This window comes from Paenibacillus sp. MAEPY2 (assembly GCF_000499205.1).
Lineage (GTDB): Bacteria > Bacillota > Bacilli > Paenibacillales > Paenibacillaceae > Paenibacillus > Paenibacillus vandeheii.
Genome location: NZ_AWUK01000006.1, coordinates 1 through 22,848, shown reverse-complemented (window position 1 = coordinate 22,848; position 22,848 = coordinate 1). Strand labels below are relative to the sequence as shown.

20 protein-coding genes are annotated in these 22,848 nt (G+C 48.9%); 17 read left to right on the top strand and 3 right to left on the bottom strand.

Features of this window, described 5'->3' with window-relative positions; genetic code table 11:
• The first annotated feature begins 102 nt into the window (after positions 1-102).
• The 10 genes from P364_RS0103845 to P364_RS0103800 all read left to right on the top strand — a co-directional run bounded on the left by P364_RS0103845 (position 103) and on the right by P364_RS0103800 (position 11,416).
• A complete protein-coding gene (locus tag P364_RS0103845) occupies positions 103-2,094 on the top strand; it encodes a CotH kinase family protein (protein WP_024628837.1) in 1,992 nt (663 codons plus the stop codon).
• Between the two features lie 107 nt (positions 2,095-2,201).
• A complete protein-coding gene (locus P364_RS0103840) occupies positions 2,202-2,846 on the top strand; it encodes a Vat family streptogramin A O-acetyltransferase (RefSeq protein ID WP_024628836.1) in 645 nt (214 codons plus the stop codon).
• Between the two features lie 243 nt (positions 2,847-3,089).
• Complete coding sequence (locus P364_RS0103835) at positions 3,090-3,536, top strand: hypothetical protein (protein ID WP_024628835.1); 447 nt, start codon at positions 3,090-3,092, stop codon at positions 3,534-3,536.
• A gap of 33 nt (positions 3,537-3,569) precedes the next feature.
• The gene (locus P364_RS0103830; protein ID WP_024628834.1) at positions 3,570-4,808 is read left to right on the top strand and encodes a sensor histidine kinase; all 1,239 of its coding nucleotides are present in this window, start codon (positions 3,570-3,572) and stop codon (positions 4,806-4,808) included.
• Positions 4,805-5,485 (top strand): response regulator transcription factor, encoded by a 681-nt coding sequence (locus P364_RS0103825; protein ID WP_024628833.1) that lies wholly within the window; start codon positions 4,805-4,807, stop codon positions 5,483-5,485. Before P364_RS0103830 ends, P364_RS0103825 begins: the two co-directional genes overlap by 4 nt.
• A 203-nt stretch (positions 5,486-5,688) precedes the next feature.
• The gene (locus P364_RS0103820) at positions 5,689-7,500 is read left to right on the top strand and encodes an ABC transporter substrate-binding protein (RefSeq protein WP_024628832.1); all 1,812 of its coding nucleotides are present in this window, start codon (positions 5,689-5,691) and stop codon (positions 7,498-7,500) included.
• A gap of 89 nt (positions 7,501-7,589) precedes the next feature.
• Positions 7,590-8,600, top strand: coding sequence for an ABC transporter permease (locus P364_RS0103815; protein WP_024628831.1), 1,011 nt, complete (start codon positions 7,590-7,592; stop codon positions 8,598-8,600).
• Between the two features lies 1 nt (position 8,601).
• Positions 8,602-9,438, top strand: a complete 837-nt coding sequence (locus P364_RS0103810) for an ABC transporter permease (RefSeq protein ID WP_024628830.1) — start codon at positions 8,602-8,604, stop codon at positions 9,436-9,438.
• Positions 9,439-9,442: 4 nt separating this feature from the next.
• Positions 9,443-10,555, top strand: a complete 1,113-nt coding sequence (locus P364_RS0103805) for an ABC transporter ATP-binding protein (protein ID WP_024628829.1) — start codon at positions 9,443-9,445, stop codon at positions 10,553-10,555.
• 60 nt (positions 10,556-10,615) lie between these two features.
• The gene (locus P364_RS0103800) at positions 10,616-11,416 is read left to right on the top strand and encodes an ABC transporter ATP-binding protein (RefSeq protein ID WP_024628828.1); all 801 of its coding nucleotides are present in this window, start codon (positions 10,616-10,618) and stop codon (positions 11,414-11,416) included.
• 271 nt (positions 11,417-11,687) lie between these two features.
• On the opposite strand, the gene P364_RS0103790 is transcribed toward P364_RS0103800, so the two are convergent.
• Both P364_RS0103790 and P364_RS0103785 read right to left on the bottom strand, forming a co-directional pair.
• Positions 11,688-11,960 carry an HU family DNA-binding protein gene (locus P364_RS0103790; protein ID WP_024628827.1) on the bottom strand — a complete coding sequence of 91 codons (273 nt, stop codon included), beginning with the start codon at positions 11,958-11,960 and terminating at the stop codon, positions 11,688-11,690.
• Between the two features lie 73 nt (positions 11,961-12,033).
• Positions 12,034-12,234, bottom strand: a complete 201-nt coding sequence (locus P364_RS0103785; protein WP_024628826.1) for a cold-shock protein — start codon at positions 12,232-12,234, stop codon at positions 12,034-12,036.
• 172 nt (positions 12,235-12,406) lie between these two features.
• On the opposite strand from P364_RS0103785, the gene P364_RS0103780 reads away from it, so the two are divergent.
• Complete coding sequence (locus P364_RS0103780; RefSeq protein WP_024628825.1) at positions 12,407-13,333, top strand: tyrosine-type recombinase/integrase; 927 nt, start codon at positions 12,407-12,409, stop codon at positions 13,331-13,333.
• 104 nt (positions 13,334-13,437) lie between these two features.
• Here the strand turns inward: P364_RS0103780 and P364_RS0103770 are convergent, their stop codons facing one another.
• Positions 13,438-13,698, bottom strand: a complete 261-nt coding sequence (locus tag P364_RS0103770) for a hypothetical protein (protein ID WP_024628824.1) — start codon at positions 13,696-13,698, stop codon at positions 13,438-13,440.
• A gap of 337 nt (positions 13,699-14,035) precedes the next feature.
• Between P364_RS0103770 and P364_RS0103765 the strand changes: the two genes are divergently transcribed.
• The 6 genes from P364_RS0103765 to mglC all read left to right on the top strand — a co-directional run bounded on the left by P364_RS0103765 (position 14,036) and on the right by mglC (position 22,626).
• On the top strand, positions 14,036-15,802 hold the full coding sequence (locus P364_RS0103765; protein WP_024628823.1) for a response regulator transcription factor: 1,767 nt from the start codon (positions 14,036-14,038) through the stop codon (positions 15,800-15,802).
• Positions 15,803-15,819: 17 nt separating this feature from the next.
• Positions 15,820-17,616: a cache domain-containing sensor histidine kinase gene (locus P364_RS0103760; RefSeq protein WP_052016497.1), complete on the top strand. Its 1,797-nt coding sequence runs from the start codon at positions 15,820-15,822 to the stop codon at positions 17,614-17,616.
• Positions 17,603-18,823: a substrate-binding domain-containing protein gene (locus tag P364_RS0103755; RefSeq protein WP_024628821.1), complete on the top strand. Its 1,221-nt coding sequence runs from the start codon at positions 17,603-17,605 to the stop codon at positions 18,821-18,823. The genes P364_RS0103760 and P364_RS0103755 overlap by 14 nt, the downstream gene beginning before the upstream one ends.
• A gap of 127 nt (positions 18,824-18,950) precedes the next feature.
• Positions 18,951-20,012: a galactose ABC transporter substrate-binding protein gene (locus P364_RS0103745; RefSeq protein WP_024628820.1), complete on the top strand. Its 1,062-nt coding sequence runs from the start codon at positions 18,951-18,953 to the stop codon at positions 20,010-20,012.
• 74 nt (positions 20,013-20,086) lie between these two features.
• Positions 20,087-21,592 carry a sugar ABC transporter ATP-binding protein gene (locus P364_RS0103740; protein WP_024628819.1) on the top strand — a complete coding sequence of 502 codons (1,506 nt, stop codon included), beginning with the start codon at positions 20,087-20,089 and terminating at the stop codon, positions 21,590-21,592.
• 14 nt (positions 21,593-21,606) lie between these two features.
• Positions 21,607-22,626: a galactose/methyl galactoside ABC transporter permease MglC gene (gene mglC, locus P364_RS0103735; protein ID WP_024628818.1), complete on the top strand. Its 1,020-nt coding sequence runs from the start codon at positions 21,607-21,609 to the stop codon at positions 22,624-22,626.
• The last annotated feature ends 222 nt before the right edge of the window (positions 22,627-22,848 follow it).

Genomic DNA, 22,848 nt, shown 5'->3' with positions numbered 1-22,848 from the left:
TTGTTGTGAATCATTGATTTAAGATTCATTAAAGGTTTGTCCTCTACCATGATTTCATAAGCCTGAGTTGCTTAACAGAGACCAAGAAGGAGGATTCAATCATTGAATAGTTTACTACGTAAAGTTGCAGTAACGGCCTTGTCCGTGACGATGGTAACATCATCATCTTTTGCCTTGGTAGGAAGCCCGAACGCTGCATTTGCCGCAGAAGATACGAGCACCAGCACAGGTGTCACGCAAGCCTATGAATCGTTGTTCCAGACGGACAACGTGATTGATGTGAATGTTACGATTGATGATGCAGACTGGAAGAGCATGCTCGAAAGTCCGCTGGATAAGGATTATAAGAAGGTCAGTGTGGAAGTGGACGGCAACAAGCTGGATAACGTTGGTTTCTCCACCAAGGGCAATCTGACTTTGAAATCCGTAGCTTCGATGGAAGATTCGGACCGTTACAGTTTCAGACTGAAATTCGATAAATACGACAAAACACAAACCCTGCTCGGTCTGGACAAAATGGTCCTGAACAACAACTACGCCGATCCATCATACATGCGTGAAGTTCTTCATTATGAAGCGCTGCGCAGCATTGGTATGGATGTACCGATGACGAACTACGTTAACTTGTATGTAAACGGCGAACTGGTTGGTTTCTATACCGGGGTTGAAGCGGTAGATGACAGCTATCTGGAACGCAACTACGGAGAAGATTACGAGGACGGCGTCCTCTACGATACGGATGAGAAGAGTTACCTGCAATATTCAGAAGGCAGTGACTACAGCACAATCACGGAAGATTTGGGTACGGACGAGAACAAAACCAAGCTCAAAAACTTTATTAAAACGCTGAATGACATGCCTGAAGGTGAAAAAGGCAATATTGAGAGCGTACTGGATGTCGATTCGGCGCTGAAATATATCGCGGGCAACATGGTTTTTGGCAACTATGACAGCTATAGCGGCGACAAAGGGCATAACTACATGCTTTATGGCGATGCGGATGGCAAGTTCACCGTTGTACCTTGGGACTTTAACATGTCCTTCAATGGATACTCGGGTGGAGGCGGACGTGGAACAACTGGATCGACCACGACTAACACCAATGCAACGAACGTATCTGTGGACGAGCCAGTACTGGGCATTAGCATGGAAAATGTACCGATGATCAACAACTTGCTTGAAGTGCCTGAGTATAAGGGAAAATACTTGAGCTACGTCAACGAATTGACGGATTATTTGGAAGGCATCCAGGACCGCATCACAGGTCTGGCTGACATCATTCGTCCTTATGTAGAAGCAGATCCAACGAAGTTCTACACAACAGAACAGTTTGAATCGAACATTGCATACTCTGCCAACGCTGATGCAACGGGCGGTATGGGCGGCATGGGTGGTACACCACCAGAAGGATTCGAAGGTATGACACCGCCAGAGGGCATGGAAGGCATGACGCCTCCGGAAGGGTTTGAAGGTATGACACCACCGGATGGAACAACACCACCAACACAGCCAGATGGTACAGCGGGAACAGGGACAACAGACAGCGCAGGCAATACCCAGACACGTCCTGGCGTCAACTTTGGCGGAGGTGGGGGTATGGGTTCCATGGCAGCAGGATCGCTGACCACGTTTGCCCTGAACCGACTTGCCAACCTGCAAGAGCAGCTTGGACGTGAAGTAACGCCTTTGCCTGAGACTTCGGAAGATACAGGTACGGATAACGGAACAGGAACAACAGACAAAGCGATCACTGTAACCCTGGATGGCAAATCAGTTACGTTCCCGGATCAAGACCCATTGCAACAAAGCGGACGAGTGATGGTTCCTGTGAACGCTATCCTTGAAGCTTTGGGTGCAGAAGTAACGTGGGACAAAACAGCGAAAACCGTAACCGCCGTTCTAAATGACCAGACGCTTGTGCTCCAGATCGGAAGCAGCACAGCTACAGTGAATGGTGAAACGCTCGAAATTGATGCACCAGCCATAATCAAAAACAGTCGCACGCTTGTGCCGGTACGCTTCATCTCTGAAGGACTGGGACTGACTGTGGATTGGGATCAAACAGCTGCACAAGTAACACTTACATCCAAATAAGAAATATCTCCGGTAGAGTAACGTTGTTCTATGGAGAACGAGAAAAGGGATTCGATGGTCAGATCGAATCCCTTTTTGGTACAATGAGGGAAAAGGAGGGAACACATATGGCTCCCGATAAAACAAAACTTTTCCCTAACGATAACATTCGTACCGTTTGTTACATTCAAAATTTGCCGCCGCGCTCCAATGTGCTGATCGGTGATTATACGTATTATAGTGACAACAGTCGTCCACCTGAGCAATTTTATGACCGCATTCAGCATCATTATGATTTCCTGGGTGATCGTCTGGTGATCGGCAAGTTTTGTGCAATTGCCGAAGGCGTGACATTCATTATGAATGGTGCCAATCATCGAATGGAGGGCATGACGACCTATCCCTTCAATATTTTTGGTGGTGGTTGGGAGAGAGTAACCCCTACGCTGGATCAGCTTCCTTTTAAGGGAGACACTGTATTGGGAAACGACGTCTGGCTTGGGCAAAATGTAACCATTATGCCGGGTGTCACTATTGGAGACGGTGCCATCGTCGCTTCCAATGCTACGGTCACCAAAGACATCGAGCCTTACACCATTGTGGGTGGAAATCCTTCCAAGCCAATTAAAAAGCGCTTCGACGATGAAATCATTGCTTTACTGATGGAGCTGAAATGGTGGGATCAGGATGAGGCGTGGTTGGACACACATTTGGATCGACTGGTCTCTACATATGATCCGCAGACATTGCGTGAGCTTCTAAAGAGCAAGTAGGTTTGTGCGTGAATTCATTTGCAAAAATGCGAGGCTATCGCTGGTTCCTTATGGAGCCGGCTTTTTTATTTTGGCCTCCATATATCCTTGATCACACTTCATGGAAATTCGGATCTGCGCGCTAAGCCCCTGGATGGAAGAGCGGAAGAGAGCCAATCCATCTATAGGTGGACTTAACTCCCGCGGAATTCGGCTACACTGAATGTAGATCGAAGAACATGTGGAGAAGGTGAGGAAAAAAACATGATGAATATTGTGATTGTAGCCGTCATTGTTCTATTGTTATCTTTAAGGGAGAAGGAAGTGAAGACCTCACGTTTATGGTTGTTACCAGCGATTCTTGCGTTTTGGGTGCTTTCGAGCATAGCACAGACGCCACTAACGGTGGGCAACATCCTGTTATATATTGTTTTTCTCATTTTAGGTTGCGGGCTTGGCGCGTGGCGTGTACATCTGGAACAGCTTCGAATCCATCCGACCACAGGCAAAATGATGTCCAAGGGATCGCTGGCGAGCAGCTTGCTCTTGATCGTAGTTATGATGCTGAGACAGCTCGCCAGCCAATGGGATGTGCATCATGCTGTGGTCTCACTGAGCAGTGCTCTGTTGTTTCTGCCTTTGGGAAGCATTGCTGCCCGGCGTTATTTTCTGTATGCCAAAGTCCGGCGTTTTCAAGGCAGAGGTGTGTAATTGTTTTAAACTTTAGGATAGGAAAGGATAGCTATGCAGAACGATTCGATATGGATGCAGATTCGAAAGGTTGTACTGGATCATACAGCAGATATTATTTTAACGTTGTTACTGCTCTACAGTCTAATTGAGCCCTTCAAAGAATTGGCATGGATTGATTTGGCTGCAGGACTGATCGTTAGGCTGCCATACCTGATGTTGGTTTGGGTCCCACAGTCACTTCGAAATGAGCGAATACGGACGTTAGCGGTATTGGTGATTTGGATCGTGACGCTGCTCTATGCCCAGTTCTTCCAAGCCGAGAATCGCATATTTGAATTAACCTTTTATCTCATTGGATATACTGCGCTGAAGCTGCCCATTCATCGTTCTTCGTTGCTCGGTATCATTATTCTCATCGGAAATGCGGCGCTGCTCTATATGGATGAATACGAACCCAATCAGATTCTGGTGTATTCGATGGCTCACGCTGTAACCTATATTCTGTGCTGGGCTGCAAGAATTAGACGGGAAAGCAGACAGGACAGCAAACGCCATTATGAGGAATTGCAGAAAGTGCATGCTGAACTGACACATGCCCATCAAGAGCTTCAGGATACACATCAGGAGCTGGAACAGGCTACCGTGCGTTTGATGCAGTATGCCGTGCTTGAAGAACGAAGCCGGATCTCCATGGATTTGCACGACAGTGTTGGCAACCGATTGACCTCCATTATTGTTCAGCTTCAGGCATTACCTTATATGATGAAGATGGACACAACAGAAGCGGACAATGCGATGGGAACAGTACTTGAAGTGGTCAGACAATGTCTCCAGGAGGTTCGGACCGTTGCTCATCAGATGGGCAGCAATGAAGCCGGCCTCGGGCTGGTCGCCTTGACAAGTCTGGTGAATGAGATACGAGAGATGGCAGGCTTCACGATCAAACTCACTCCCCAGGAGCAGACGAGTCATTGGACGCCAGAAACGTCCGAGCTCTTGTACCGTGTACTTCAGGAAGCGTTAACGAATATCATTCGTCATGCCCAGGCTTCCCAAGTGAAGGTGGACATATTGGAGAAGGAGCATCAGCTTTATATGATTGTGGAGGATAACGGAATGTATCAAAAAGAAAATCCAATCTCCCCCGGTTTCGGACTGTCGAGTATGAGAGCAAGGTGTGAAAGGGCAGGCGGCTCCTTGTCCATTGATGCGGTCGACCCACATGGAATGAGACTAACCCTCACGATTCCACAAGATGCGAAGGAGATGATGGGAGGTGATGAACAATAATGGAGCAGAACATACATGTACTACTCGTGGATGACCAGCATCTGGTCCGGCATGGGCTCCGTTTTATTATTAATGCACAACAGGATATGGAAGTGGTAGGCGAAGCGGGCGGGGGACATGAAGCAGTCCGGCTGGCAGCTGAGGTTCGTCCACATGTGGTGTTAATGGATGTGCAGATGGAAGCAGGAGACGGACTGGAAGCGACAGCGGAGTTGCTGAAGGTGCTGCCTGACTGCAAAGTGGTCATTCTGACCACCTTCGATCATGAGGACTATGTTTATAAAGGAATACGTGCCGGGGCTGTCGGATATTTGCTCAAGGATGCGGCACCGGATGAACTTGTAGATGCGGTACGAGCTGCGTACCGGGGGGAGGCTATTTATCGCACTGCGGTGGCATCGAAGGTGATCGGCCTCGCCATTCGTTCAACCCCGAGTCATTCGGATCCGGTGAAGGAAACGCTGGCTAACGAACAACTGCCGGAACCGTTTACCGGACGGGAATTGGAGGTTTTGCAACAGATGGCCTACGGATTACGGAATGAGGAGATTGCCCGCAAGCTCTTTATTGGAGAGAGCACAGTCAAGACTCATGTACATCGTATTCTGCAAAAGATTCAGGTGGAAGACCGCACACAGGCGGTCGTCTTTGCGATTCGTAATGGATTCGTCAAGTAAACCTGCCTCATCCTCAGTGGAGTAATAGTACAAATCAGTAAATAACCAGCTGTCCCATGCGGAGCTGGTTATTTCGTGTGACTGCAAAAACAATGTCTCAACATTGAGAAAAGAGATGGAATGTTTGGTGTGAGATAAGTCATAGAATAACTTTAAGTAAGCGCTTCCAATAATGTCAAAATGAATTCACGGAGGGGTTCAGGATGCGATTCAAGAGTGCTGCAAAACCGCTCGTTGCTCTGTTCATGTCTGTCACGCTGTTAGCCGCATGCCAAAGTGTTCAGCCGCCATCAGTAAGTGAACCACAAGGGACGGTAGATACACCGACCACGACAACTCAGAACGAACCTGCGCCACAAACCAACAAGGAGACCCCGCGTAACGAGACCTTGTATATCAATGGGCTGCAATGGGGGCCGCCTACCAACTTTAATCTGCTGAGCGGAAATCCCGCATTTCCTGTGAATTACGGCAACTCCAGGGAACTGGTATATGAGACGCTGTTTATGGTGAACCAGTTGGATGGCGGGCTTGAGCCATTGCTGGGCAAGTCGTATGAGTGGACGGATGAAACCACACTGCGCATTGAATTGAATGCGGATGCGAAGTGGAGCGATGGTACGGCTTTTACGGCAGATGATGTTGTATATACCTATGAGCTGGGCAAAAAATACGATATCAACTGGAGCAGCTTCTGGACTTACATCAGTGAGGTGAAAGCGGATGGAGCACAGGCCGTGGAAATCAAGCTGAACCCCGATAACCCGAACAAGCTGACCGTGCTGGACAGCATTGAGCTGATTCCGATGCTGCCGAAGCACATCTGGGAAGAGATCGAGAAGAAAAACAATAATGATCTGACCGCGATTCGCAAAGAGATCAATGACAATCCGGTGGGAACCGGAGCATATAAGCTTCATTTTTACAACGACCAGAAAATTACGATTGTCCGTGACGACAACTACTGGGGGCAGAAATTGTTCGGCAAGTTGCCTGCACCAAAGTACATCACCCATGTGATCTACAAGGACAATGCCGCAGGAGATCTGGCGTTCAAGAGCGGGCAAGTGGACGTCTCCCAGCAGTTTATCCCTCAGGTGTGGAAGATGTGGGAAGGCGGGGCTGCCGTCAAAACGTATTTGAAGGATGCGCCGTATTACCTGCCCGGTTCCATGCCAAGCATTTTCTTCAATCTGTCCAAAGCTGGACTCGATAATGCTGACGTTCGCCGCGCGATAGCCATGAGCATCAACTATGACAAAATCTCGGAGCTCGCCATGAGCGGATATTCTGCACCGATGCAGCCTTCCCTGACCTTGAACTCGGACGCCGAGTCCAAATACATTGACCAGGATGCCATCAAGTCGTTGCAATGGACGATGGATATTGAAGGAGCCAATGCCCTGCTCGACAAGATTGGAGCGAAGAAAGGCAAGGATGGCATCCGCGTCCTTAACGGCACACGCCTTGGGCCTTTCGAAGTTGAATGCCCTTACGGTTGGTCCGACTGGAACGCTGCCCTGGAGATCGTAGCACAGAGCGCCAAGGCTATAGGTATCGAGATTCGCACCAAATTCCCGGAATCCCCGGTGTGGACCAATGATCTGCAAACCGGCAAATTCGATATCATCATGAACACACCTGCAGGCGGGGTCAGCCCAAGCCAGCCGTGGAACCGTGCGATGACGATTATGTACTCCAAAGGGGTTGCCCCAATGGGCGAGATGGCGTTCTGGAACTGGGGACGTTACCAGAATGACCGCGCAGACGCCATTATTGAAGAGATTCCATCCGTGTCTGATGAGGCGAAGTTGAAGGCACTCTATACCGAGTTGAATACGATCTGGTTGAAAGACATTCCTTCCATTCCGTTGATGTACAGACCATGGGTGTTTGACACCGTGAATGAATCGGTCTGGAAGGGCTTCCCGACCGAAGGAGATGGCACCAACATTCCACCGCAAATCTCGATGGACGGAGCCGGCATCAAGGCGTTATATCAGATTCACAATTAAGGAACTCATATTGAATCAGGACACGATGAAGTAACACGCCACTTCAGACATAAGGCCCTTATCCGCTAAACTCGGGGGTGCTAAATTCTATGAATGCCTATTCCAGATATGTCGCCAAAAAAGTATTCTGGTACGGCCTGACCCTGGTCATAGCCATCGGACTGAATTTTATTTTGCCAAGATTGATTGAAGGTAACCCGGTGAGCATGATTGCTTCCAAAATGACTTCAGGGATGACCGACTCGGATTCCATCAAGCGGGTGTATGAGACGTTTACGGTTGAATTCGGCATTGATCAGCCACTATGGACCCAATTCGGCATTTATTTGAAAAATCTGTTCACAGGTAATTTGGGTACGTCCTTTGGACTGTATCCGAAACCTGTGACGGACATTCTGGCCTCCGCCGTCCCTTGGACGGTGGGGCTTCAACTTCCGGCCATCCTGGTCGGCTGGTTGATTGGCAATTTGCTCGGCGCCATCGCGGCGTACCGGAAGGGTGTTTTTGATAAAGTGCTTTTTCCGGTAGCGTTGTTTATCAATTCCATTCCCTTTTTTACTCTGGCTATTATTATGCTGTATGTCTTTGCGTTATCACTGAAGTGGTTCCCGCTGTCGGGGGGATATGACTTCCAGATGGTACCGCAGCTGAGCTTCGACTTCATCATGTCCGTCGTTCGCCACCATACCTTGCCATTTCTCTCCATTGTGCTTGTGACCATTGGCGGTCAGGCTATTGGCATGCGGGAGATGTCCATCTATGAGCTGAATTCCGACTATGTGCTGTACAGTAAATTGCTGGGCATACGCGACGGAAAGATCTCCCGTTACGTCTTCCGCAACGCTATGCTGCCGCAAATTACGGGACTTGCGCTCTCCATCGGTACGATGGTTGGCGGATCACTCATCTGTGAGATTGTGTTCAGTTATCCGGGCATCGGCACATGGCTGTTCACGGCTATACGGCAGCTGGATTATCCTCTAATTTCGGGGTGCACGCTTCTGATTGCTATTGCTGTATTACTTGCGAATTTTACCATCGATGTCATCTACGGCTTCATTGACCCGCGCATCAAGGCCGCTCAAATGGAGGAACAGTGATATGAAGCATTCGATCTCTATTTTGCTGAAGTCACCCAAATTCATGATCGGCGCGGTGACTTTTGTCGGCATGCTGCTCTTGGTTACAATCTATCCGCTCATCAATCGCAGTGATCCCTTGGAGATGATTGCGATGGCGTTCCAGCCGCCGGGTGATGGCCTGCTGCTTGGCTCGGACAATTTTGGACGGGATATTTTCCTTGAATTGATGTATGGCATCCAGACGTCTATACGCGTGGGACTGATTGCAGGTATTTTTGCGACCGTTATCGGTCTGGTTATGGGCCTGGTGTCGGGATATATCGGAGGCATGCTGGATAACTTTCTGACGGCAATTACAAACATATTCATCGTTATACCTTCGTTCATCATCCTGATCTTGATCTCGGTCAGCATTGATTCACGCAGTTCCCTAGTGACGGCCATTATTATCGGGATAACCAGCTGGCCCTGGACAGCCCGGGCTGTGCGAGCCCAGACGACATCTCTTCGCAGCCGGGATCATGTGCATATTGCGAAAATTTCGGGACATAGTACGCCGCGGATCATTATTCATGAGATTTTGCCGTATATCGCATCTTATGTGGTGATGGCTTTTGTACTCCAGACGGCCTCGGGCATCCTGTCCGAAGCTTCCATCTCCATGCTGGGGCTGGGACCGTATAATACGATCTCACTCGGCATTCTGATGAACTGGGCATTGGTGTTCGAAGCCCCAGTAGCAGGGGCATGGTGGGCATTCATTCCTGCGGCGCTGGCGATTGCCGTCATTACCTTCTCGCTTTATCTGATGAATACGGGCATGGACGAAATTTTCAATCCGAAAATAAGGAGCTAAGACCATGAACCAACCTATACTTCAGGTCAGCGGTCTCAAAACCTACTACCGTACCCGGCTCAAGGAAAATGTCTTTGCCGTTGACGGGGTGGAGTTCGGGCTGAAAGAGGGGCAGACTCTTGGGATTGCAGGTGAATCGGGCTGTGGCAAATCGACGCTGGCACTCAGCCTGATGGGCTTTTATTTCCCGCCCCTGCATTATGGCAGTGGTTCGATCCGGATCAATGGTACCGATATTATGCAGTTGAACAAAGAGCAGCTTCGTGCTCGAATTCTAGGCAAGGAAATTGCCTATATTCCACAGGCCGCCATGAATGCACTGAATCCAACGCTGCGGATTATCAGGTTTATTGAAGACATCATGAAGGAGCATCGTCCGGAGATGAAACGTCCGGATGTGCGGAAGATGGCTTCGGAGCGCTTCCAATCATTGAATCTGTCGCCGGATGTGCTGGATATGTATCCAAATGAATTGTCCGGCGGTATGAAGCAGCGTACGGTCATCGCGATCTCCACGATTCTGAATCCGAATGTGCTGATTGCGGATGAACCTACTTCGGCACTGGACGTCACTTCTCAGAAGGCAGTCATCCGTCTGTTGAAGGATTTGCTGAAACGCAAGGTCATTAAATCACTGGTGTTCATCACGCATGAGCTGCCATTGCTGTACCATGTGACGGATGAAATTATGGTGATGTATGCCGGGGAGATCGTGGAGCGAGGAACGGCAGAGCAAATGATTTTTAATCCGCTGCATCCATACACTCGCAAGCTGATGGGCTCCATTATTGTGCCGGAAGAGGGTATGAAGGAGCATAAGCTGGCTGCGATTCCCGGTGCACCACCGAATCTGAAAAATGTGCCGGAAGGCTGCCGCTTCGCAGAGCGCTGTACATTGGTGACCGACGAGTGCCGCCAGGGAAAAATTGAGAACATACATGTTGATGGGCGCATATATCGCTGTCTCCTGACACCGGAGATGCTGGAGCAGATCAGGGTGCAGGAGCGTGTGAACGAAGAGTCCCAGGAGAGGGAACAGAACCAAGAAAAGAACGCTTCTAACGGAGAAGAAGTCCAGGATGTTCAAGTCGACACAGACGATAGTGCAGACCAATGAAATGATTCCTTCTGGGCGTAATCGGCTCGGATCAAGGCTCCCCGAAAGGAGTGATGTAGTATGACGATGGGCAAGGTGCTGATCAGCGGCCGCCATCTGACCAAGGTGTACGGTACAGGCAATCGCAAAAAGGCAGCAGTGGACGATGTGAGCTTTGATTTTCATGAAGGGGAGATTATCTCCATTGTGGGAGAGAGCGGCAGTGGCAAGACCACGCTTGCGAAAATGATTATGGGATTGCTCAAGGAATCGGGTGGAGCGATCGAATACGATGGCAAGCCCAGACAGCTGAAGCGTTACCGTGAGCGTAAAGCCTATTGGAAGGATATTCAGGCTATTTTCCAAGACCCGTTCTCCTCGTTCAACGTATTTCACCGGGTGGAAAAGCTGCTGGTGGACTGTATCAAACTTCAGGGACTGAAGCTGAACAAAGACGAGGAATATGCCAAAATGAAGGAAGCTTGTTCCTTCGTTAACCTGAAGTTCGAGGAATTATACAACAAATATCCGTTTGAGCTGTCCGGTGGACAGATGCAACGGCTTATGATTGCTCGCATTTTCATGCTGCATCCCAAGGTGCTGATTGCGGATGAACCGACTTCCATGGTGGATGCCTGCTCGCGTTCAACCATTCTGGATATGCTGCTCAAGCTGCGTGACGAGAACCGCATGACCATTGTGTTTATTACGCACGACGTGGGTCTGGCTTATTATGTGAGCGACACGATCTGCATTATGGAGCATGGACGAATGGTGGAGGCAGGGAGAGCAGAGGAGGTCATTCACCATGCAGAGCATCCCTACACCAAGCAATTAATCAATGACGTACCCAAAATTCATTCTCCCTGGGTGCTCGATTGACACAAATCAAGCCCTGGACCGTGTTGAGCGGAACAGGGCTTCTTATTGTCCAAGATGAAAGGTTCGTTTTAGCGAGTGGGTGGTTGTGGCGTCTGTGCAGACTCTTCTAATGGGGGTGTTGAATGGGTGTGATCTTCCGCGTTATTCTGGTCTGTCTGCTTGCCGGAATAAAAGTTAATGATATCATCAACCGTAGAAAACACGACATTTACATCAAAATGTTCATTGTGTGTTTGAATAAAAACCTCTTTTCCAATCCTGTTGTTGCTATTTAGTTTAAAGCTTCTTTCATCGTTAATCCGGCTGTAAATACAGGAACCTTACCTGCTGGAAGTTGAATTTCCTTGCCCGTTCTACGACTCTTGCCCGTACGTGCTTCACGATTACGTACTTCGAATTTGCCGAATCCGACCAGTTGAACCTCTTTGCCCTCTTTCAATGCTTCCAAAATCGAATCCAGTACAACCGTTACGGCCTTTTCAGCGTTCTTTTTGGAGAATCCGCCGTTTTTGGCTACTTCTGTGATCAATTGTTCTTTGTCCATTTGTCATACCTCACTTTTCGTATTTGGTTGAAATAAAACAAAAAGCTGCCTTGTACAGGCAGCCTTAATATAATTAAACTTTAGTAACGTTCTCAGCTTGTGGTCCACGGTTACCTTGAGTTACTTCAAATTGGACGCGTTGTCCTTCATCCAAAGATTTGTAGCCGTCGCCTTGAATTGCACTGAAATGAACGAATACGTCTGTTCCTTCTTCAGTTTCGATAAAGCCAAATCCTTTATCCGCGTTAAACCATTTCACTGTACCTGTTTGCATGTGATTCCTCCAAAAAAATAAGTTTTTAAACGACCATTTTGAAAAGGCTAATTTAGAAAATTAACGCTAATCAGGTATATTCAAACCCACAGACTTGATGTCCGCTAATGTATCGATTAATATGATAATACCATGTCCGCTAATATAAGTCAAGATTTGGAGGTTTTTTCTATTGGATAAGGGATCTGGTACTTCGGTACAAGGAGAAATGGTTGTTCAGGAATTCATACATATACTTATGATTCAGGGAGAATTGACTCCCAAAACCTTGAAGGAATATGCGAGTGATTTGAAGCATTTTACCGAATGGTATAAAGGAAATAATTCTCGGGGGGAAGGGATCTCATTCCAAATCGAGGACGTGCACACATCGACTTTAGTCCGTTACCGGGAAGATTCACAAAAGATAATGCATTTGAAACCATCTACCATTAATCGCAGATTGATTACATTGAAGCGTTTTTTCAAGTGGGCCGCCTCGGAATCCAGGATGATCAGTGATCCTGCCAAACCACTGAAATTCATTCCGGAAGACAAGGTTAGCCCGCGCCGAATGACTACCGAGGAAGAAAAATCGTTCATATCTGCGGTCGAGAACGGCAACTCGCTTCGGGATCAGACCATCCTTACCCTCATGTTTCATACGGGGTTGCGAACGATGGAGGTATGCAATCTTGCTCCCACAGATATTGAATTGGGAAAACGAAGCGGGCAACTTACCGTGAGGGCCGATAAACGAAACGGTCAACGGAAAATCCCGCTGAACATGACGTGTATTGCGATATTGAAGGCGTATATGGCTGGACTTGATCTGGATAGTCCTTACCTGTTTCCTTCCGAGAAAACCAGTGATCGCTTAACGGAGAGGGCGCTGCGCCATTTGATCAAAAAGGTGATGACCACAGCCGGACTGGAAGGGCTAAGTTCCCATGATCTGCGTCATCGGTTCGGATACGCTATGGCCGAGCATACACCACTGCATCGCTTGGCCGAAATGATGGGGCATACCAATCCCGATACCACCATGATTTATGTGAAGGGGTTAAATGCCAATCTATCTTCGTCAGTAGAAGAGGATGGAGAAACGGAATTTGATTAAAGCACATGCAGCAATTGAGCATGAGGTGTACACAGCAGTGGATAGAACTGGACCTAAGCAGTTCCCTCTTGAGGATGATTAACGCCCTAGCCCGCTTAAATGGGTTAGGGCCTATTTATTTCCTGTGAACGACTTACATACCACTCGTCTTTGCCATTTTCATTAATTCGGGTATCCATCATTATCGTGGCATAGGTTCCATCATGCTTTTCCCAAAAGAGCATCGCCTTTGTATGATCTGGATGTAAAAGCAAGGCTGGCATGATGTCCCCTTTTTCCAACATAGTTCTTCGTTCGTTACTATAATAGGCAGCGATGAAGGAAGATTGCTCTTTATGGGGAAGTGTGGTTAATGAATCCTCCAAGCTGTTAAACAGTTTCCATTCGGTTATATTCTCTTTCTCATCATGTTCATCCAGCGTGTCACGAATCGCTTCTATACCCCCGCTCCACGATTTTGTTAACTTCTCTTGAAGTTCTTGAGGTTGGTTCTCCCAGCGTGAGGAATCAGTAGATGGACTCCTTTCAATAATTTACCATATATATCGTTTGTGAGCGCCATTTTAATAATCTTATCACCTTGAAAGTAAGCGGTTACACAATCGAAATTATATTGTATATTATGATGGCAACCTTGGATCATATCGACATATACATTATTGCTTGGGCTTAAGGCCCCTTAAATAAAGGAGGAATCCGAACGTGTACCGGGTATTGCTGGTGGATGATGAAGAGGATGTACGCGAAGGGTTGGTCGTAGAGGTAGATTGGGAAGCGCTCGATCTGCGCATTGTTGGTCTGGCGGAGAATGGCCGGGAAGCACTGGAGATGGCCGAGCGGGTGGACCCGGATATTGTGGTGACAGACATCAGCATGCCTTTTATGGATGGACTTGAACTTGCCAAAAGGTTACGGGAGCGTAATCCGCTTGTGAAAGTGGTGATTTTGACCGGATATGATGAATTCGACTACGCCCGGCAAGCGGTCTCGCTGAGTGTGGATGAATATTTACTGAAGCCTTTCTCGGCGGAGCATCTGACAGAACTGCTTACCAGATTGCGTGCGCAGATGGAGTCCGAAGTAGCTGAACGGGAAAATGTACAACAGCTACGCGATCACTATTATACAAGCTTACCCTTGTTGCAGGCCGATCTGATGGCAACTTTGCTGCATCGGCAGAAATCGCCGGAATATATTCATGACAAAGCGAAGCAATGCGGACTGGATCTGCACGGTGAACGGTATGGTGTCTCTGTATTGACCCTCCATATGGATGGAGAAGGGAAGAAAATGCCGCGGCGTATGCAAGCGGAAACTTCACAGGCACGGAATGCTGAGATAGTGCAGCAAGGAGTGGATCGCGAGCCGTCTGGTGCTGAACGTCAAAATACACTTGAACATAGACAAGGTACAGGACAGTCCTTGCTTCAATCGGAGGATGCGGAGTTGAAGCAATTCGCTGCGCTGAACATTGCAGCAGAAGTGTGGATGGAACACGGGGCCGGACATGCTTTTATGCATCAGGAGACGATTGTATTGCTTTACATGGATCGCTGGGGTGGAGCAGAGGGGGAGAAACGCCAGCAGCAGGCACTCGAAAATGTCATGCGCAGCATAAACCATTATTTGCGTATTCCCGCTACCGTAGGATCAGGACAGATTGTCAATACACTGGCGGGTGTAAAGCATGCTTATGAGGATGCACTGTTGGCGCTGGATTACCGACTTGTGCCGGGGACCGATCCGCTTATCTATATTGCCGATGTCGAGCGGCAGACGGCGGGCAAGCTTCGTTTTGACGAGCTGAAGCAGCAGACGCTGACACGCTGTCTGAAGGCGGGCACGCAGGCGGAACTGGACGAAGCGCTGCAGATCATTTTCCGGGAAATTACGGTAGAGCATGGGCGAAGTGACATTCAGCTCTATTTAATTGAAGTTCTAACGACCGTCTGGAAGGCAGCTCAGGCATCAGGTGAGGCGATGGAGGACATCTTTGGAGCGGGGTTCCAGTTGTACGCTGATTTGTTCCGTTTACCAGGCTTGTCCGAGGCACAGAACAAAGTGCGGGAGGTTTGTCTGCTTGTACAACATCGCATCGCCAGCGGACGGCAGCATGTATATAAGGATATTGTGGAGCAGGCGTTATCGTTTACCAAAGAACACTATGCCGATCCGGATCTGTCTATTCAGAAAGTATGCGGACATCTGCATATTAGCTCGGGTTATTTTTGTGGCATTTTCAAAAAAGAAGTGCAGCTCACCTTTCTGCAATATCTGATGCAGATCCGTATGGAAGCGGCCAAGGAACTGCTTCGCTCCACGGAGCTGAAGTCGTTTGAGATTGCAGGTCAGGTAGGCTTCGCCGAACCGAATTATTTCAGTTTTTGTTTTAAAAAGCATATCGGCATCTCGCCTAAAGAATATCGCAAGCAGGCAGCACTAACAGCTAATGAAGGCTCAATCCGATGAGACCGTTTGCCGGATGGATGAGATCCCTTTGGCTTAGGCTGCGGTCCAGGTTGAGGTCATCGAGAGTCAGCAGTATCCGCTTTATTATTACGTGGTCCTTCTCCGTCTTCATCGTATTGGTGCTCACCATCATGGCGCTGCTGCTGCATGACAAATTCACACAGGCTGCGGAGCGAAGTGCGGAGCTGACGACGAGACAGATCGTGGACCAGGTCAGTTACAATCTGGAGGATTATGTCCGCAGCATGTCGCATCTGTATCGAGCTATCGAAGAGCATATGCTGCGGGATGGAACGTGGGAAGGGGATCAAGTAGACAAACAGCTGGACACGCTGCTTAGCAGCCGCGAAGATATCATCTCCATTACTTTGCTGGATTCGACAGGGCATTTGCTCAAGAACAGACCTTCAGCCGAATTAAAACCGAGTGCCCATGTGACACAGCAAGGGTGGTTTCAATCTGCGCTTAGGGTGCCGGATCACCTTAGTTTCTCGCTGCCTCATATCCAGAACATGTACACAGGCCCATACAAATGGGTCGTTTCCATGAGCAAAGGCATCACCATACGGCAAAAAGGTCAGGATCAGCAGGTCATTTTGCTGGTGGATATCAACTTCAAACAGATGGATGAACTGAGCCGCCGGGTCAGTCTGGGGCAACGGGGATACGTCTATATCATCGACGAGAGTGCAGGTAATATCGTATACCATCCACAGCAGCAATTGATGTACATGGGGCTCAAAAGTGAAAATATTGAACAGGCATTGGTTGCAACGGGCAGTTATGAAGATGAGGCGGATGGGCAGAAAAGGTTGAATACCGTCAAGTCTGTCGCCAATATTGGGTGGAAGATCGTTGGTGTGGCCTATCTGGATGAGATCATGACGACCCGACAGGAGGTTAATGGATATCTGATTCGGGTGCTGCTCGTTGTGCTGGTCTTGGTCATCCTGGTTTCGTTGTTCCTCTCTTCCAGTCTGACACGTCCAATTCGGCGCATGGAACGAAAGATGAAGGCCGTGGAACGGGGCGATTTCAACGTGGAGCTACCTATTGAAGGGCCGCTGGAAGTGGAACGTTTATCCCGTCGCTTTAACTTGATGGTTAATAAAATCCGTACCTTAATGAGTGAAATTATACATGAACAGGAACAGAAACGGCGTCTTGAACTGGAAGCTTTGCAGGCTCAGATTAATCCGCATTTCCTGTACAACACGTTAAATTCGGTCGTGCGTATGGTGGGCATGAGCCGGAATGAGGAAGTCATTACGATGATCACTTCGTTGTCCCGATTGTTTCGCATCAGTCTCAGTCAGGGCAAAACGATTATTACGGTCAGGGAAGAACTGGAGCATGCCCATCATTACCTGACAATTCAGCAAATGCGATTCAAGCGCAAATTCAATTTCAGCATGAATGCGGATGAGGACACGCTGGACTGCCTGACACTTAAGCTGGTGCTTCAACCACTCATTGAAAATGCGATTGTACATGGCATTGAATATCATATGGACGAGGGATGTATTGAGATTCGTGTATACCGGGAGAACGACAAGCTGGTGTTCCGCATTACGGATAATGGGGTCGGCATGACGGAAGAACAGATGTCCAAACTCCTGGTAGGCAGTCCTATCGTGAAAAGTGGTGCAGGATCAGGTGTAGCTGTACGCAATGTACATGATCGAATTCAGCTCTATTATGGCGAGGCTTATGGTCTTGAATTCGATAGTGAGCTGGAAGAAGGTACAACGGTCTGGATTCGGATTCCGCTCCAATGGGAACGGGAGGAGGACGATGTTCATGATGAACAATAAAGGGAACAGCACGTGCGCCAAGCGAACCAACAAGGCGAATAAGATCAATAGAACTGACTGGATCGGGCATTTGGTTATGAAAATGAAACTCTGCATACGCGTGGAAAATATTCGCGTGAGAGTCGCTATACTTCGTTATATGGCCATGACAGCAGCTATCTGCTGCCTGTTGTTATGTATGGCGTGTGGGTTGTCGAACGCTGATCCGACGGGGTCGCCGCCGCGTATTGCACTAATTACGCCAGCGGGAACAGGGGAACTTGCAGAAGCGATTCGTCTTGGGGCTGAAGCGGCTGCCAAAGAAGTGGGGGCAGAGCTGATTACGGTGGAGGCTTTTCCCTCGGAGGGGTTAACTTACGCGCCCTCTAACCCTGACTTCACAGCAGGACAGGGAAAGGTCGAGCAAGAGCATTTGCAAAATGGAACTTATCCACTTAGCGAGCGTGAACAAGCTCAGGTCGATGCAGTCATGCTGGCACTGGAACAGGGAGCTTCGGCCCTGTTGATCGATCCCTTGAGTGAGAAGGCACTAACCGGCATCATCCAGAAGGCACAGACAAAGGATGTCAACGGAGTGGCCCTCCCCGTAATTTTGCTGAATGACGAGTTTCCTGTAAAAGGCATAACAAGTGTCATCTCGATGGATAACGTTGAGGCTGGACGGCAGGCGGGCGAGGCCATGGCTGTACTGCTGGGAGGACGAGGGCGCGTTGCCTTGCTCGGTCCTGATCCTGTAAATCCGGGTCTGATTAACCGAGAGCAAGGGGTAGAGGAATCACTAGCCCGTTATCCGGACATTCATGTGGAGACACAATCCGTGTGCAGCACCCGGGATGGTTGCTGGCAGGCGACGAAGCAACTGCTTGATCAGCGGCAGGTGGACGGAATAATTGCCCTTCAGGAACCTGCTTCTCTGGGTGCAGCGGATGAATTGAACCGGCGAATTTCCGAGAGAAATGGGAACAAGGTAAAGATTGTGGGATTTGGCAGTGAACAGCAGCAGTTAGAACAGTTACAGGAAGGCAGAATTCAGCACTTGATTGTACAAAATGGATTCAGTGCAGGATATCTTGGCGTGAATCAGGCCGCTGCACGGCTGAACAAACAACAGGTGCAAGCCAGAGTAACGCTGGAAACGAAGTTGGTCAGTACGGACAATATGTTCTGGATGGATAACCAGAAGCTGCTGTTTCCTTTTGTACAATGAAGACAGGAAGATAATTGAGGAAGATTTCGATAAAACAGAGGAAGATATTGTATTCGAATTTATTGTAAACCCTTTCATAATAAAGACATCGGTAAAGCCGAATGAACTTGGGGGAGGTCATTAGGATATGAAGAAAACGTGGATGACATTGTTGCTTACAGCATGTATGGTTGCGGCGGCGGGGTGCAGCAGTGGCGGAGACAGTGCAGGCGGAAGTACGGGAACAGATGCAGGAGGTCAGGCAGCAGGAGGAACAGAAACACCGAAGATAGGTGTGGCGATCTATAAGTTCGATGATACGTTCATGACGGGGGTAAGGAATGCAATGACCGCAGCAGCGGAAGGCAAAGCCACACTCGATATCGTGGATAGCCAGAACGCACAGCCAACCCAGAATGAAAAAGTCGATCTGTTTGTATCCAAGAAGTACAATGCAATGGCCGTGAATCCGGTGGACCGGACCGCAGCAGGCGTCATTATTGACAAAGCCAAAGCGGCAAGCATTCCGGTGGTCTTCCTGAACCGTGAGCCAGTTGCCGAAGACATGAACAAGTGGGATAAAGTGTATTACGTTGGAGCCAAGGCGGAAGAGTCCGGCACGATCTCGGGTCAGCTCATTGTGGATTACTGGAAGGCTCACCCTGAGGCAGATAAAAACGGGGACGGCAAGCTGCAATACGTCATGCTGAAAGGCGAACCGGGCCACCAGGATGCTGAACTGCGGACCAAATATTCCGTTCAGGCCATTCAGGATGCAGGTATCGAGGTAGAGGCGCTGGCAGAAGATACGGCGATGTGGGATCGGGTCAAAGGCCAGGAAAAAATGCAGGCGTTCCTCGCCTCCCATGGAGACAAGATCGAAGCGGTACTGGCTAACAACGATGACATGGCACTTGGCGCCATTGAGGCGTTGAAAGCAGCCGGATACTTCAAGGACGGCAAAACGATGCCGGTTGTCGGTGTAGATGCGACCGCTCCAGCCATTCAGGCTCTTCAGGACGGAACGATGCTGGGTACGGTGTTGAATGATGCCAAGAACCAGGGCGCAGCAACGGTTGCACTCGCTTCCGTACTCGCCAAGGGTGAGACGCCAACGAAGGAAAATACGGGTTATGACATTACGGATGGCAAATACGTCTGGATTGCATACAAAAAAATTACGAAAGACAACATTGCCGACGCCCAATAACAGCAGCAAACAGGGACGTCCGTCATGAGATGGCGTCCTTTTTTTGCCGGGTTTACGGAAGGAGAGGATGAAAGATGGAATCACCTTACCTGCTGGAGATGGACGGAATATCCAAAGCATTTCCGGGTGTGCAGGCACTGAGTCAGGTCACATTGAAGGTAAAGCCGGGCACGGTACATGCGCTGATGGGAGAGAACGGAGCGGGCAAATCCACGCTAATGAAATGTCTGTTCGGTATGTATCGCCCGGATGAAGGAACGATTCGGATGGACGGCAATGAGGTGGAGATTCCGAGTTCGAAAGCGGCGCTTCAGCATGGCATATCGATGATTCATCAGGAGCTGAATCCGGTACCTCATCGTCCGGTGATGGAGAACATTTGGCTCGGACGGTTTCCCAAGTGGGGACTGCTGGTGGATGAGAAACAAATGTATGCTGATACATTGACCCTGTTCCAGGATCTCAATCTGGACATTGATCCCAAGGCTCTGGCCGGAACTCTATCCGTTTCCAAAATACAGTCGATGGAAATCGCCAAAGCAGTCTCTTTTCAATCCAAAGTCATCGTGATGGATGAGCCAACGTCCTCGCTCACGGGCAAGGAAGTGGACCAGCTCTTCGCCATTATTAATCAGCTGCGCAGTCGCGGCGTGTCCATTATCTACATTTCGCACAAGATGGAGGAAATTCTGACGATCTCGGATGAGGTCACGATTATGCGGGATGGCTTTGTGGTGGGTACTTGGGATGCTGCCGATTTAACGACCGATCTGATCATTACCCGCATGGTTGGACGTGATCTGGATGAACGGTTCCCGGAACGGACGAATGTACCTGGAGAAGTGATTTTGAAGGCAGAAGGCTTAACCTCCAGCCAGCCGAATTCATTCCGGGACGTGACGTTTGAACTGAGGAAAGGCGAAGTGCTTGGAATCGGCGGTCTTGTTGGGGCACAGCGAACAGAATTGATTGAGTCGCTGTTTGGCTTACGCGGACTTGCTTCAGGTACGATATCAATTCATGGACGCAAGGTGAAGATCAAGTCGCCCGCCGCAGCGAAGCGCCATAACATAGCGCTGCTGACCGAGGAGCGAAGAGTCACGGGGATTTTTCCGGTATTGTCTGTATATGAAAATACCATTATTGCGAGTCTCGGACGTTACCGGAATCGGATTGGTCTGTTAGATGAGAAGAAAGGCCGAGATGAGGCACGTGAGCAGACTCAGAAGTTCAGAACCAAAACTCCTTCGGTTAACACGCTAATTCGCAACCTTTCTGGTGGAAATCAGCAGAAGGTGCTACTGGCTAGATGGTTGTTGACTGACCCGGAAATTCTACTGCTCGATGAACCGACACGCGGGATTGATGTGGGCGCGAAATTTGAAATCTACACGATTATTACGGAACTGGCCCGCCAGGGCAAAAGCATTGTTATGATCAGTTCGGAGATGCCCGAACTGTTAGGCATGTCGGATCGAATTATGGTCATGAGTGAAGGACGGCTCACCGGAATCGTGGATGGAGCCGAGGCAACAGAGCAGGATATCATGAGGCTGGCCGCGCAGCAGCGGATGGCTTAGTCAGGAGGGAATACATGAACACACAGGTTATCAATCAGGTGAAGCAGTATGTGGCGCAGCGCGCGATTTTTATTGTGCTGATCTTGCTCGTCATTGGTATTGCCATTGCCGATCCACACTTTCTTGCTTTCTCTACACTTCGGGATATATTACAACAGTCCTCCACACGGGCCATCATTGCGCTGGGTGCTGCGTTTATCCTTGTAACGGGTGGGGTCGATTTGTCGGCAGGACGGGTCGTTGGTCTAACCGCTGTTGTATCGGCATCCATGCTGCAAATCGACGAATATGCCAATCGGTTCTTTCCCGATCTGCCACATTTATGGGTGGGATTTCCGATCATCATCGGGATCATCGCTGGTCTGGCGGTCGGACTCGTTAATGGCATCATAGTCGCCAAACTGCATGTTCCACCTTTCATTGCCACCCTGGGTACGATGGTTGCGGTTTATGGTTTGAACTCGATTTATTTTGATACGGAGCCCAACCAGTCACAACCAATTGGTGGACTGAGACAGGATTTTACCGTTATCGGATCTGGTTACATTGATCTTGGTGGTGGTTATTCCATTCCGTATATCGTATTGATTGCCATAGCAGTTGCGCTGATCTGTTGGGTCGTCTTTAACAAGACTCGACTCGGGAAGAACATGTATGCCATTGGTGGCAACATTCAGGCTGCACATGTGTCCGGCATTCACGTGGCACGCAACCTGATTGCGTTGTATGCCATTGCAGGTGCATTGTATGGACTGGGCGGTGTGTTGGAAGCCGCGCGTACGGGCGGGGCAACGAACAATTACGGTAACATGTATGAGCTGGATGCCATTGCCGCTTGTGTTGTGGGGGGCGTCTCCACTGCGGGTGGTATTGGTACGGTGCCTGGAGTTATGGCAGGGGTGCTGATCTTTGGGGTTATCAACTATGGTCTGACCTTTATTGGCGTAAGTCCTTACTGGCAGCTCATTATTAAAGGGTTGATTATTGTGGCCGCGGTGGCATTTGATATCCGTAAGTATATGGCAAAAAAATAGAAGGTATATAAGTTGATTTTGAAAGGTTACACCTGTCACTCCGATTGCAGTACCATCTTTCGATCTCTCTTATCCCCAGATTTTCTTGATTCCCTATGAAGTAGGAAAAAATCCGGTGATAAAGGAGAACGCTACTGCTTCTTCAGATTGGTTCTGCACTCTCCGTTATGGTATAAACTAAAATTCAGCTTATGTAGAAAGGTAAAATAAAGAAGCCAGCAC

Bases quoted from the DNA above. Each gene is read 5' to 3' on its own strand.
- P364_RS0103755 (WP_024628821.1), top strand. From the start codon at position 17,603: ATGATGAACAATAAAGGGAACAGCACGTGCGCCAAGCGAACCAACAAG.
- P364_RS0103835 (WP_024628835.1), top strand. From the start codon at position 3,090: ATGATGAATATTGTGATTGTAGCCGTCATTGTTCTATTGTTATCTTTA.
- P364_RS0103815 (WP_024628831.1), top strand. From the start codon at position 7,590: ATGAATGCCTATTCCAGATATGTCGCCAAAAAAGTATTCTGGTACGGC.
- P364_RS0103745 (WP_024628820.1), top strand. From the start codon at position 18,951: ATGAAGAAAACGTGGATGACATTGTTGCTTACAGCATGTATGGTTGCG.
- P364_RS0103820 (WP_024628832.1), top strand. From the start codon at position 5,689: ATGCGATTCAAGAGTGCTGCAAAACCGCTCGTTGCTCTGTTCATGTCT.
- P364_RS0103800 (WP_024628828.1), top strand. From the start codon at position 10,616: ATGACGATGGGCAAGGTGCTGATCAGCGGCCGCCATCTGACCAAGGTG.
- P364_RS0103805 (WP_024628829.1), top strand. From the start codon at position 9,443: ATGAACCAACCTATACTTCAGGTCAGCGGTCTCAAAACCTACTACCGT.
- P364_RS0103830 (WP_024628834.1), top strand. From the start codon at position 3,570: ATGCAGAACGATTCGATATGGATGCAGATTCGAAAGGTTGTACTGGAT.
- mglC (WP_024628818.1), top strand. From the start codon at position 21,607: ATGAACACACAGGTTATCAATCAGGTGAAGCAGTATGTGGCGCAGCGC.
- P364_RS0103840 (WP_024628836.1), top strand. From the start codon at position 2,202: ATGGCTCCCGATAAAACAAAACTTTTCCCTAACGATAACATTCGTACC.
- P364_RS0103760 (WP_052016497.1), top strand. From the start codon at position 15,820: ATGAGATCCCTTTGGCTTAGGCTGCGGTCCAGGTTGAGGTCATCGAGA.
- P364_RS0103740 (WP_024628819.1), top strand. From the start codon at position 20,087: ATGGAATCACCTTACCTGCTGGAGATGGACGGAATATCCAAAGCATTT.
- P364_RS0103785 (WP_024628826.1), bottom strand. From the start codon at position 12,234: ATGCAAACAGGTACAGTGAAATGGTTTAACGCGGATAAAGGATTTGGC.
- P364_RS0103810 (WP_024628830.1), top strand. From the start codon at position 8,602: ATGAAGCATTCGATCTCTATTTTGCTGAAGTCACCCAAATTCATGATC.
- P364_RS0103790 (WP_024628827.1), bottom strand. From the start codon at position 11,960: ATGGACAAAGAACAATTGATCACAGAAGTAGCCAAAAACGGCGGATTC.